The 12,827-nt window shown below is 32.0% G+C and carries 11 protein-coding genes; 9 read left to right on the forward strand and 2 right to left on the reverse strand.

Features of this window, described 5'->3' with window-relative positions:
- Positions 1–13: 13 nt before the first annotated feature.
- From ABZC13_RS10865 to ABZC13_RS10885, 5 genes are all read left to right on the forward strand, one after another.
- Positions 14–277 carry a hypothetical protein gene (locus ABZC13_RS10865; protein WP_373003451.1) on the forward strand — a complete coding sequence of 88 codons (264 nt, stop codon included), beginning with the start codon at positions 14–16 and terminating at the stop codon, positions 275–277.
- A gap of 62 nt (positions 278–339) precedes the next feature.
- A complete protein-coding gene (gene gatB / locus ABZC13_RS10870) occupies positions 340–1,764 on the forward strand; it encodes an Asp-tRNA(Asn)/Glu-tRNA(Gln) amidotransferase subunit GatB (protein WP_373003454.1) in 1,425 nt (474 codons plus the stop codon).
- A 7-nt stretch (positions 1,765–1,771) separates the two neighbouring features.
- Positions 1,772–3,337, forward strand: coding sequence for an ion transporter (locus ABZC13_RS10875; protein ID WP_373003457.1), 1,566 nt, complete (start codon positions 1,772–1,774; stop codon positions 3,335–3,337).
- Entirely contained in the window at positions 3,327–3,998 is a 672-nt protein-coding gene (locus ABZC13_RS10880; RefSeq protein WP_373003460.1) for a TrkA C-terminal domain-containing protein, read from the forward strand. Before ABZC13_RS10875 ends, ABZC13_RS10880 begins: the two co-directional genes overlap by 11 nt.
- Positions 3,991–4,881: an NAD(P)H-dependent glycerol-3-phosphate dehydrogenase gene (locus tag ABZC13_RS10885; protein ID WP_373003463.1), complete on the forward strand. Its 891-nt coding sequence runs from the start codon at positions 3,991–3,993 to the stop codon at positions 4,879–4,881. Before ABZC13_RS10880 ends, ABZC13_RS10885 begins: the two co-directional genes overlap by 8 nt.
- Here the strand turns inward: ABZC13_RS10885 and ABZC13_RS10890 are convergent, their stop codons facing one another.
- Positions 4,882–5,244: a cytochrome c gene (locus ABZC13_RS10890; RefSeq protein WP_373003466.1), complete on the reverse strand. Its 363-nt coding sequence runs from the start codon at positions 5,242–5,244 to the stop codon at positions 4,882–4,884.
- A gap of 117 nt (positions 5,245–5,361) precedes the next feature.
- Here ABZC13_RS10890 and ABZC13_RS10895 point away from each other — a divergent pair, with 117 nt between their 5' ends.
- Positions 5,362–6,720, forward strand: a complete 1,359-nt coding sequence (locus tag ABZC13_RS10895) for a DASS family sodium-coupled anion symporter (RefSeq protein WP_373003470.1) — start codon at positions 5,362–5,364, stop codon at positions 6,718–6,720.
- 89 nt (positions 6,721–6,809) lie between these two features.
- Here the strand turns inward: ABZC13_RS10895 and ABZC13_RS10900 are convergent, their stop codons facing one another.
- On the reverse strand, positions 6,810–7,025 hold the full coding sequence (locus ABZC13_RS10900) for a hypothetical protein (protein WP_373003473.1): 216 nt from the start codon (positions 7,023–7,025) through the stop codon (positions 6,810–6,812).
- A 40-nt stretch (positions 7,026–7,065) separates the two neighbouring features.
- Between ABZC13_RS10900 and ABZC13_RS10905 the strand changes: the two genes are divergently transcribed.
- The 3 genes from ABZC13_RS10905 to ABZC13_RS10915 form a co-directional block, all read left to right on the forward strand.
- Positions 7,066–7,356 (forward strand): Dabb family protein, encoded by a 291-nt coding sequence (locus ABZC13_RS10905; RefSeq protein WP_373003476.1) that lies wholly within the window; start codon positions 7,066–7,068, stop codon positions 7,354–7,356.
- Between the two features lie 200 nt (positions 7,357–7,556).
- A complete protein-coding gene (locus tag ABZC13_RS10910) occupies positions 7,557–9,098 on the forward strand; it encodes a ShlB/FhaC/HecB family hemolysin secretion/activation protein (RefSeq protein WP_373003479.1) in 1,542 nt (513 codons plus the stop codon).
- Between the two features lie 8 nt (positions 9,099–9,106).
- On the forward strand, positions 9,107–12,827 hold a 3,721-nt coding region (locus ABZC13_RS10915), incomplete at its 3' end, for a filamentous hemagglutinin N-terminal domain-containing protein (protein ID WP_373003482.1).

The raw sequence follows: 12,827 nt of genomic DNA on the forward strand, positions 1-12,827 counted from the left end.
TTGATAAGACAATATGCAAAAAGATAAATTCGATAGAATTATAAGCTTTTTGCTTGGAGCATCATGGGCAATTGTCATTTTTGGTGCTCTTATAACTTTTAAAGTTTTCTTCTTCCTCGGCTTTTCTTTAGCCCTTTTCACTACAGTCGTTTTTGTCGTTGTCGCTCTTTTCCTGATTTTAGGATTAGACTCTTTTGCTATAAACAGACAGAGACTTGATGAAGCTAGAAAACAGACTGAACTTTTAGAAAAAATCTACTCTCAACAAACTACATAAAACCCTTTAAAGCAAAAATTGGATAGAATCGATAATCAATTATTATTTATCCAAGGAAATATATGTTTGAAGTAGTTATAGGGCTTGAAGTCCATGTACAACTTAACACAAAAACAAAACTTTTTTGCTCGTGCCCAACGAGTTTTAATCATAAACAAAATACAAATACATGTCCAACTTGTCTAGCTCTTCCTGGTGCTTTACCGGTTTTAAATAAAGAGGTTCTGCATAAGTCTATTATGCTAGGTACTGCGATAGATGCTACTGTAAATCAGACATCATTTTTTGATAGAAAGTCTTATTTTTATCCTGATTCTCCAAGTGCATATCAAATCACTCAACTTTATACGCCTATAGTTGAACACGGTAAGCTAAGAATAGACTTTGAAGATGGAAGTCATAAAATCATTAGAATAAATCGTGCTCATATTGAAGCAGATGCAGGAAAGAATATTCACGATGGTGATATCTCTAAAGTTGATCTGAATCGTGCAGGTACTCCACTATTAGAAATCGTTTCTGAACCAGATATGAGTAGTTCAGAAGAAGTAACTTTATACCTCAAAAAGCTTCACTCAATCATTCGTTACTTAGATATTGGTGATGCAAATATGCAAGAGGGAAGTTTCCGTGTAGATGTAAATGTTTCTATCCGTCCAAAAGGTGATGAGAAACTTTATACTCGTGTAGAGATTAAAAATATCAATAGTTTTAAATTTATCCAAAAAGCTATAGAAGTTGAAGTCGCTCGTCAAACTGAAGCTTGGGAAGATGGTATTTATGAGCAAGAGATTTGCCAAGAGACTAGACTCTTTGATCAGGTAAAACAAGAGACTCGTTCTATGCGTGGTAAAGAAGAAGCAGCTGATTACCGTTACTTTCCAGAACCAGACTTACTAAAAGCAATTGTAACTGATGAGATGCTACAGAAGTATTCTAAAATACCAGAACTTCCAGATGAAAAAATGGCTAGATTTGTAAGCGAATATGGAATGAATGAATACAATGCAGGCGTTGTAACATCAAGTGTAGAGATGGCTCACTTCTTTGAAACTATGATGGAAGATGGTATTAGTGCTAAAAATGCGCTTACATGGCTTACAGTTGAACTTCCATCTCGCCTGAAAGGTGATGTGAATATTACTAACTCACCTGTAGATGCTAAGAAACTTGGTCACTTGGTTAAGCGTATAGAAGATAAGACTATTAGTGGTAAAGCTGCTAAAGAAGTTCTTGATTACTTAATGGAAAATGCTGAAGATGTAGATGCTGCTATTGAAAAACTTGGGCTTAAGCAAGTTAGTGACAGCGGTGCTATTGAAGTGATTTGTGATGAAATTATTGCTGCAAATCCTGATAAAGTAGAGCAATACCAAGGTGGTAAAGATAAGCTGTTTGGCTTCTTTGTAGGTCAGGTTATGAAAGCTTCTAAAGGTAGTGCTAACCCACAGGCTGTAAATGAAGTTTTAAAAGCAAAACTGGGGTAGATGACTTTTGTTTAAGCGTATGATTGTAGATATTGCATATTTTATAAATACGTCAGAAGCTTATCAAAGAAAAAAACGTTTCTTTTATAACCTACTGGAAAATAGTAGTTATAGATATAAAAAATACTTCGATATTTTTATGATAACACTTATCTTTGCAAGTGTTGTCATCCTTATCAGGGAAGTAAAGTCACATGTAAATGACGACCTTCTCTTTTTTAACAACTATATAATATCTATTATCTTTTTTATTGAGTATATGCTGAGGCTTTGGATAAGCAGTAGTGTTACTCAAGTTATTATAAATCAGAGCGAACATGATGTTATGCTTGGAGATAAGTTTAAACTTCTAAAAGCTCTAAAAGATATAACAGTTGCCAAATTTAAATATATTTTATCAATCAAAGCTATCATAGATTTACTAGCTATTATTCCATTCTTCCATCAGTTGAGATTGCTTCGTATATTTATACTGTTTAGAGTCTTTAAGCTCTTTAGATACGCAAAAAGTATACAAACATTTACATCAGTTATAGCAGCTAAAAAATTTGAATTCTTTACACTGCTTATTTTTGCATCTATAATCATATTTGTTTCATCGGTACTCATTTATGTCATGGAAGCGAATAACCCAAGTTCTCCTATAGATACATTGTTTGAAGCAGTATATTGGTCTATAGTAACTATTTCAACAGTAGGTTTTGGAGATATTGTTCCTGTTACACAAGAGGGGCGAGTTGTCGCCATGTTTGTAATAGTTGCTGGTATCGGTGTATTTTCATTCACAACATCATTGATAGTTACATCTTTTACAGAAAAACTTGACGAGATTAAAGACCTCAAAGTTATAGATGATATATCAAAGTTAAAAGAGTTTTATCTCATATGTGGATATGAAAATGTATCTAAAGAAGTGGCTAAAAAGCTTTCCATTAACAACAACGTAATAATAATGGAAGAAGATTTTAATAAGTCTGAGACAGCTAAAAAAGATGGTTTTGTCTCATTAAATTATGATCCCGGTTCAATCGATAGTTATAAAAAACTTCGTATAGATATTGGCACACAGGTAAAAGCTATTTTATGTTTGAGTCATAGTGATGTAGAAAATGTATATACGGCTCTCACAGTTCGCTCTTTTAATAAAGATGTTTTTATTCTTTCTATCTTGATAAATAAGATGAATAGAAATAAATTAAACTTTGCCGGTGTAAATGAACTTTTTTATGAAAAAGAACTTGTTGGAATAATTGCTAAAGAATTTGTGGGACAGCCAGTTGCATTTGAAGCTATTCATGCTCTTCGTACAAACTATAATGGTATTGATGTACAAGAAATGTTAGTAAGTGATAGAGTTTTACAGAGCTTTGTAACAGTAGGGCAATTAGAAAATAAAAAGTATAGAATAATACTATTGGGTATTTATAAGAAAAATAAAAAGAGATTTTTCTTCAATCCGATTGATAGTACAGTCCTAGAAGTCGGAGACTACCTTTTGGTAATCGGTAATACTCAGTTTTTAAAAGAGTTTAGCATTTATCTTCATAAAAAAGGCTCTAATAATGAAAAGTAATGCCTTAATCTTCGGATATAATGATTATACATTTGAGATAGAAAAAAACATAGCATCAGAATATAAAAAAGTACACATTCTTAAACTAGGTCAAGATGGTGAAGATAGTTTTGATTTAGGCGATAATTGGGATAACTTAAATAGTAGGGTTGATATCAATGATTGTGTCGCCTTTTGTGTTCTTGAAGATATGGCTGAAAATATATTTTTAACTATTTCGCTACGTGATGCTTTTAAAAACTTGACTATTGTAGCCTTGGCACAAGATAAAGAGAGTGCAGATAAACTTACTTTAGCTGGTGCAACCAGAGTTCTTCCAACTACTCAAACAACAGCAAACGTTATTGTTGAGATGCTTGAAAAACCGATAGTTACAGAAGTATTGCATGATATCTTATATGAGAAAAGTGCTTTGCAAATAGCTCAGATAAAAATAGAAGACCACACAGTATTTGATGGAAAATACCCTGCAGATATTGAATGGAGTTCTAAGCATGGGATCATTGTCATATCAGTTGTTCATGAAGATATGAGTAGAGAGTTTATTTACTCTTCAAAAGCAAAACATCACATTATAAAAAGTGGTGATATTTTTGTTGTGGTTGGTTATGAGCATGATATAAAAGAATTTGAAAAGTTAATAGGGAGCAGATGTGACTAAAATAGGTGTAATTGGAGCTGGAAAATGGGGCTCTGCCTTGGCTTTTGCATTAGGGCAGGAGAATGAAGTTTATATAACCTCTAGAACACCTAGAGATGTTGAGAATTTTATATCTTTAGAAGAGATATTGAAACTGGAGTATCTGGTTATTGCAATTCCAGCTCAGCAAGTGTCATCATGGTTAAAAGAAAACTTTGTATTTAATAACCAAAAAATCTTAGTTGCTGCAAAAGGAATAGAAGCATCTACAGGTAGATTTTTAAATGATATTTATAAGCCTTATGTCCCTGATGAAAACATAGCATTTCTCTCAGGTCCATCGTTTGCTACAGAAGTTCAAAAATCACTTCCTACTGCACTAGTAATAAACTCACACAACGAAGAGCTTAGTGCTAAGTTTGCTACATTTTTTCCACCTTTTATAAAAACATATACGTCCACAGATGTTATGGGTGCTGAAGTTGCAGGAGCATATAAAAATGTAATTGCAATAGCTGCAGGAATATGTGAAGGTCTTGGTCTTGGTAAAAATGCCGCTGCTTCACTTATCTCTCGAGGATTAGTTGAGATGCAGAGATTTGGTTATGTTTATGGTGCTAAAGAAGAGAGCTTTGTAGGACTAAGTGGAGCAGGAGATTTATTTTTAACTGCTTCATCGACTATGAGTAGAAACTTTCGTGTAGGACTTGGTATAGCGGCAGGAAAAAGTCAAGAAGAGATACTAGAAGAGTTAGGGGAAGTTGCAGAAGGAATCGGTACTACATACGCACTTCACAAAATAGCAAAGAACAAAGATCTCTATCTTCCAATAGCAAGAGAAGTTTATGAGATGCTAGAGGGTAAAGACCCTCATGTAAGTCTCAAAGACTTTCTATCAAGCTGATTATTTATCTAAAATATACTCAGCTATAGCTTGAAGTTCTTTATCTGTAAGAGCGCCTTTTTGTGATGGCATCACACCAAAACGCTCTTTAGTCTCTTTTGGAAAAAGCATTTTGTCTTCAGACGGCTCAAGTGTGTAGTTGATTATAAAATTAATTCCATCTAACCTGTTTGGGTAAGCTACTTTAACTTTCTTAGCTAGTGCCCATGATGGCGGTGCTGCCATTCTATTTAGTTTTTCTTTTGTTATCTCTCCAATAAGGTGACAACTACCACATTTATTTTCAGCTAAACTCTCTATATCAGATGCTTGAACAAGTAGAGAAGCTACCATAATGAATGGTATAGCTAATAAGTTTCGCATAATCTAATCCTTATAAAAATTATTTATAGATATTATAATTCAATATTATTTTATTAGCTTTGACTTTAATCAAATCATTATGTATAATAGTTCATAGATTAATTAAAGTAGGTATATATGAGCGAACACAAAGAGCAGTTTCAAAAAATAGGAATTGGTGTACTTATTGGCATCTTTGTATTTGCAATATCACTTTTTTTATTTAACCCGACTCAGGCTTCGCTTTTAGGACTCATAGCTTTTTTAGTTGCACTTTGGACAAATGAAGGTCTGCCTCTTGCCGTTGTATCTCTACTCCCTATCGTGCTCTTTCCGGCTTTCTCTATTTTAGACACAAAGGCTACGGCTGTAAACTACTCACATCCTATTATATTTTTGTTTTTAGGTGGTTTTATGCTTGCTATTGCAGTTGAGAAAAGTAATCTTCATACATGGATAGCGGACAAGATGCTTGGGCTGTTTCCAAACACTCCAAGAGGGATGATCTTTTCTTTAGCTATAACATCCGGACTTCTTAGTTCGATTCTATCAAATACCACAACAACACTTCTTCTTATGTCTATTGCTCTGTTTATTACTGATGATGTAAAGCTAAAACTCAGATTTGCACTTGCAATAGCTTACGGTGCAAGTGTCGGTGGGATTATGACTCCTATCGGAACTCCGCCAAATCTTATTTTACTTGGAATCATGTCAGATAAAGGTATGGAGACTATTCCATTTTTCCAATGGGTCTGGATGGTCGCTCCACTTGCATTTTTAATGTTTATAGTAGTAAGTATGATTCTGAGTCTAGGAGTTCCAAATACTCCTATCAATAGAGATGGAGAAAAAGTACCACTAAATACAGCTCAAAAAAAAGTTCTATACATTACCGGAGGACTTGTTTTTTTACTGCTTTTAAATGCTCCTATGAAACCATTTTGGGGAGGCTTGGGTCTTAGCGAAGCGGGTATCTTACTAGCTGCCGGACTACTACTGTTTATGCCTCCGTTTAATATATTGGAGTGGATGGAAGATAAGGCAAAGATACCTTATAGAATCATGTTCTTATTTGGTGCTGGTTTTTCTATTGCAAAAGCTTTTAGTGAAACGGGTCTCGCATCTGAGGTTGCATCTTATCTTATAGTTATGACAGAGTTAAGTCCTATTATCTTACTCTTTGCAGTTGCGATGCTTATAACCTTCACAACAGAGATTACATCAAATACGGCCCTTATATCTATCATGCTTCCTGTTATCTACTCAGTGGCCCAGCAGACAGGAATAAACACGACTCTATTTATGATGGTAGCAACTCTATGTGCCAGCTATGCCTTTATGCTACCAATAGCAACTCCTCCAAATGCCATAGCTATGAGTAGTGGCGTAGTTGACGTTAAGAGTATGATCAGATACGGAATAGTTTTAAATCTTGTGGGAATATTTTTGATAGTTATGATAGCTGAGTTTTTCTGGAAAGGGATATTAGTTTAAATCACTATAATGAGCTAAGCCCATTACAATGGCATGTACTTTTAGTCCCTACAACCCTCTAAAGCTACAAAAGATAAATCTTTTGAGAGTTATTTAATCTCGCATCTATTGATTTTTTTATTTTTAATCATAGTGTATACATCTTTTAATATTAAAAACAGACAATAAAACCAAAGTCCATCAAGTATGAAGTTGTTGTCTAGTCCATTCATGTACAGATATGGATAACCAAAAAAGTATGGCCACTTTAAAAAGTAGAAAAATAGTATACCGACTCCATAGAGTTCTTTTAAAGTTCGTTTCATCTTCGTATTATGCTAGAATTGCACTAAAAAAGGTATAAAAATGATAGTACATATAGTTATGTTCAAGTTCAAAGACGAAAATAAAGAGGCAAATATAGAAGAAGTAACAAAAAGACTTAACGCTTTAGTAGACTTAATCCCAGCTCTAAAATCAATGGAAGTCGGAGTTGACTTTAACAAATCAGAGAGAGCATTTGACCTTTCACTTTACAGCACTTTTTGGGATAAAGAAGACTTACAAGCTTACGCAGTTCACCCAGAACATCTAAAAGTTGTAGCGCTTATAAAAGAAGTTACACTTGAATCTAAGGTTGTTGATTATATTCTTTAATAATTAGTCTTATATTCCCATCATTTTAGATGGGAGTTTACATATTACATCTCCCCGCACATTCTACTTCCAATATTTAAAAAGAAACTTTTTTACTATTTTGTTGTGTTAATATTTTCATAATTAATGTTTATTAATATTAAAGTTAAGTGAAGATAGTTGAGTTATAATAATTTAAAAATTAATAATGGTTAAAATATATGAAAATTGTTATAAAACAGTTTTTAACGATTTTAATGCTTGTGCTTACTTTAAATCTTCAAGCAAAAGATTGTATAAAACTAAAACAGATAGATGTAGATGATAGTGAAATACTAGATGCTAAAACTAAAGATAAGTTGTTTGAAAAATACTATGGTCAATGTTTGGAGGCTGCTACATTTAAAAGCATTATAAACTCTCTTTCAAAATACTATATAGACAGTGGATACATAACCACAAAGCCATATCTAAAAGAACAGAGTATTTTAGATGGACAAGTTGATATATCTGTCTCAAAAGGCATAGTAGAAGATATTATAGATGCTAATACTAGTAAAACAAACGATAAGATTAAAACTGCATTTGTTCTGCAAAAAGATAATCCACTAAACTTAAGAGACTTAGAAACATCATTGGAAATGATGAACAGAGTTCCATCTACAGATGCTAAGTTTGAGATCAAAGCAGGAACTAAACATGGTTCTAGCATAGTGGAAATTAAGACTAAAGAAACATTTCCTTTGCACCTAGATATTGGTGCAACAGGAGAGAAAAATATATATGATGATAGTCTATATCTAACAGCTGTAGTATCTTTAGATAATCCCTTAAAAATAAATGATATTTTAACCTTTAGAAATAATGGTAGTAGTATCCAAGAAGACTATCAAAGTTCATCTGGTAAGGAATTAAACTACTCTTTTCCCATAGGAAGCTACTTAATCGAATATATATGGTTTGATTTTTTGTATAAGCAAAGAGTTTTAGGTTTAAATGATACATATATATCTGAAGGAACAACAATTGGTTCGACTCTAAAAGTTAGTAAGATCTTATTTAGAGATAAAGCTAATAAGATAAAACTAGCTTTATCTCTTCAACATAAAAATACAAAAAACTATTTTTCAGATGCGCTAATAGATGTTTCTAGCTATTCGACTACTTTGGCTCAAATAGATATATCACATACTTATGTTAAAGAGTGGGGACAGTTAATAAGTACATATAGTTTTCATAGGGGGATGGACTGGTTTGGTGCTAGAAACGATAGCTATTTTACTGGTGATACAGAAGAAAAACTACAGTTCACAAAACATACTCTTAGTGAGTATCTATACTATTATCTCCCAGATAAAACTTACCAACTAAATTCAAATCTTCATATTCAGTACTCAGAAGACCTTCTTTATGACAACAACAAATTAAGAGTTGGTAGTTACTACACAGTAAGAGGCTACGAGTCTTCTTACTATGGAGATACTGGTGGGTATTTGAAAAATGATCTTATTAAAACATTTTATCCAGATCTTAACCCTACTTATGTAGAAACAATCTCACCATTTGTTGGTCTCGACTATGGACATGTAAGTTGTCAAGAAAAAAATAGACTTGCCTGTGGTGATCTCTTTGGTTCGGCAGTTGGATTTAAAACAGAGTCTAGAAAAGTAAGTACAGACTTTACACTAAGCAGAGCTTTAACAAAAGTTGAAAATTCAGAGATAGAAACGCTATTCCGATACAACTTAAACGTAAAATTTTAGGAGAAAACATGAAACATATAAAACAATCACTGACAATACTATTATCATACACTCTTACATTTATGCCACTTCATGCGGCTAACCTTCAAACAGATGGTACTACTAACACCACAATAGAAAAAGCAAGAAATGATGTTCCTGTTGTAAATATAGCAAATCCTAATGCTACAGGACTCTCTCATAATAAATTTAATAATTACAATGTAGATAAGCAAGGTCTAATCCTAAATAACTCTAAAGATACTACCGTAAATACTCAACTGGGTGGATATATATTTGGTAATAAAAACTTAACTTCAAATGCTAAAGTAATTTTAAATGAAGTAACAAGTACCTCAAGATCTCAGTTAAATGGTTACACAGAAGTAGCTGGACAAAGAGCAGATTTAATCATTGCAAATCCAAATGGACTTAGTGTAAATGGAGCAGGCTTTATAAACACGTCAAATGTAACATTAACTACAGGTGTACCTATCATAAATGGCGGTAATCTAGACTCTTTTAATATCCTTGGTGGAGATATAAGCATCGAAGGTGATGGACTAGACTCTATGGGTCCAGACAGTACTTCTATATATGCACACTTTCTACAACTAAATGCTGATATACACGCAAAAAACTTGGATATAAAACTAGGTAAAAATAGTATAGATGCTAATACTAAACAAATAACATCTTCTACAAATAGTAATGAAGTAGCTCTACTGCTAGATGCATCTGCTCTTGGTGGAATGTACGCAAACAGAATCTCTTTAGTCGGAACAGACAAAGGATTAGGTGTAAACCTACCTCCAGAAGTACTAGCATCTACTGGTGAGATAACTATTACGAATGATGGAAATATTAAACTACAAAGTGTAAAAGCAAAAACAGATATTAGTATAGATGCAAAGAGCTCAGATATAGAAGTTAAAGATACTATATCAGCTGGTTCAGATATTAACATAAAGGCAGAGAATGTTACTAATAATGCACTAGTTCATAGTGGAAATAACTTAACTATAAACTCTACAAAGTTAAATAATAGTGAATTAATAGTATCAAAAAATATTACTATTGAAGGTACTACTTTAAATAACAATAATGGTATTGTACAAGCTATAGAAAGTCTATCTATAGATGTAGATGATATAAGTATCGATAATTCAAAGCTTTATGCTAAAAGTGATTTTACTTTAAAAGTAAATGAATTAAATAACATATCTACTTCTTCAATAGGTTCTGGAGGAAATCTTAATATTAATGCAAGAGATTATATAACTAATGATTCTGATATATTGGCAAATGGTAGTTTGACTTTAAGTACAAACGGAAATCTTATAAATAAAAAAATAATTTCCTCATCAAATGAATTAACTATATCATCTGGTTCACTTACAAATGATGCAACTATAGCAGGTGGAAGCGGAACGAGTAGCATAACTGCAACAACAAATATTACAAATAATTCAAGAATAAGTGGAGAGAATAACTTAAATATTAGTGCAACTGACATAGTAAATAGTGGGTACTTTAATAGTGGAAATACCTTAGCAATAACATCAAATAATCTTACAAATAACAAAACTATCTTTAGTGCTAATGACATGAACCTTTACACACAAAATACTTTACAAAATAATGAAAATGCAAATATATTCGCAATAAATAATTTAACAATGGCAAGTGATGATGCGAATAATAAAACAGAACTTATTGAAAATATATCTGCAAATATAGAAAGTTATCAAGGAGATATTAATATACATGCAAAAGAACTTTTCAATAAAAGAGTTAAAGCTATAGATGATGATGTTTTTTTTACATCTAGAACGATTTCAGATTCAGTATATTTTGATGAAGATATACGATACGGTAAAACGTCGTATGGTGCTAATAATTTAGTAAGAGTTGTAGGCACAAATTATAATGATACTTTTTTTCCATATGTTGATGATTACGGCTTTAGGCTTCATGTTGATTTAGCTAAAGAACCATTTAGCTATCACTTTGCTACTTTTGGTGTTGTTGTAAATGAAAAGTTACCTTATGATAACCCTAACTATAAAGCTTCATCAATTTTAGCTGGACATAATCTTAATATTAATGCTGATAATGTATATAACGAAATGAGTAATATCTCAAGTGCAAATGATATGAATTTGAATATAAGTAATGAATTTATTAATAGAACAAGTAATTATAGTGGGGATATTACTTTAACCTTATATCATACCGGGAACCTTAATGGTGATACAGTAAATAAAGGACATAGTGGATATCTATATAAAAATGGAGTTTTGATTAAACGTGTTATTAATACGTACGGAGATTATAATTATGGTACTCATAATATTACTAACAATGATACTCCTCTCATCCTTGCAAATGTTACTGCCGGAGGAAGTATAACAGGTGATATTGCTAAAGTTAAAAATGGAAATGTTAAAGAAAATGATTCTATATCTGCTCCAACAAATAAGTCTGAAGATACATCTACTAAAGACAATACAACCTCTATTGATGAAGAAAATATTATAATTCCAGAAGGAGATTATGGATTATTTGTAAAAACGAAAGAGCCAAATTCTAAATATCTTATTGAAACAAATCCAGAGTTTGCATTATTTTCAAACTTCATCAGTAGTGATTATATGATGAAATTTATAGACTATGATGCTGAAGCAACTACTAAAAGACTAGGAGATGCTCTTTATGAAAATACCATTATTCGTGACAGCATACTTAAACAGACAGGAAAAAGGTTTTTAAACAAAGATATAAAAAATGATAATGAGCAGTATAAGCATCTTATGGACAATGCTATAGCTGCTAGTAAGTCTCTTGATCTTAGTGCTGGTATTTCTCTAAGTAAAGAGCAGATAAATGCTCTTACACAAGATATAGTATGGATGGAAGAAAAAGAAGTAGAAGGAACAAAAGTACTAGTTCCTGTTGTTTACATTGCAAATATTAATAATTACAAACTTCGAGGTTCTCAAATAGTAGCGGGAGATGATATTAGTCTAAAAGTTGCTTCTTTTACAAACAGTGGAAATATGAAAGCAGGAAATAACATATACTTAAATGTTATTAATTTAGATAATGCTGGAGCATTAAGTGCTAAAAAAGATTTAAATATCAATGCAGCAGATACTATCCAAAATAATGGTGGTCTATTAGAAGCAAATGAAGATATAAAACTACAAGCAACAAATGATATAAAAAACATAAGTGCCGATATAAAAGCTAAAAATATAGATATAAAATCAACAGATGGTGATGTTATAAATGAGAGATATAGCAAGGCTGTATCTTATGCGGGAAGCAAGTTTAAAAACGATGCAACCCTTATAGGAAAAGCAGGAAATATAATTGCAACAGGTAGTTTAAATCTAAATGCCAATCAAGTTAATATTAAAGGAAGTAATTTAAAAGCTAATAATATTGATATAAAAGCTAATCAAGTAGAAATATTATCTTCAGCAAGTAAGAATGACCTGTTTATTGGTGATTCTGATAACTACATCAAAGAAAAATCTACGACTCACTTAGCATCTAATATAAATGCTCAAAATCTAAATATAAACTCCAGCGGCAATACAATAGTAAAAGGCTCAAACCTAAATGCTGCAAACAACTTAAATATAAAAGCTAAAAAGATAGATATATTAGCGGTGAATGATTCATCATATATAGAGAAAAAATCATCATCAAGTGGTTTTATGTCTAGTAGTACAACTTTAGATA

It is taken from the genome of Sulfurimonas sp., from assembly GCF_041563035.1.
Lineage (GTDB): Bacteria > Campylobacterota > Campylobacteria > Campylobacterales > Sulfurimonadaceae > Sulfurimonas.

Bases quoted from the DNA above. Each gene is read 5' to 3' on its own strand.
- ABZC13_RS10910 (WP_373003479.1), top strand. From the start codon at position 7,557: ATGAAAATTGTTATAAAACAGTTTTTAACGATTTTAATGCTTGTGCTT.
- ABZC13_RS10890 (WP_373003466.1), bottom strand. From the start codon at position 5,244: ATGCGAAACTTATTAGCTATACCATTCATTATGGTAGCTTCTCTACTT.
- ABZC13_RS10865 (WP_373003451.1), top strand. From the start codon at position 14: ATGCAAAAAGATAAATTCGATAGAATTATAAGCTTTTTGCTTGGAGCA.
- ABZC13_RS10880 (WP_373003460.1), top strand. From the start codon at position 3,327: ATGAAAAGTAATGCCTTAATCTTCGGATATAATGATTATACATTTGAG.
- ABZC13_RS10905 (WP_373003476.1), top strand. From the start codon at position 7,066: ATGATAGTACATATAGTTATGTTCAAGTTCAAAGACGAAAATAAAGAG.
- gatB (WP_373003454.1), top strand. From the start codon at position 340: ATGTTTGAAGTAGTTATAGGGCTTGAAGTCCATGTACAACTTAACACA.
- ABZC13_RS10895 (WP_373003470.1), top strand. From the start codon at position 5,362: ATGAGCGAACACAAAGAGCAGTTTCAAAAAATAGGAATTGGTGTACTT.
- ABZC13_RS10900 (WP_373003473.1), bottom strand. From the start codon at position 7,025: ATGAAACGAACTTTAAAAGAACTCTATGGAGTCGGTATACTATTTTTC.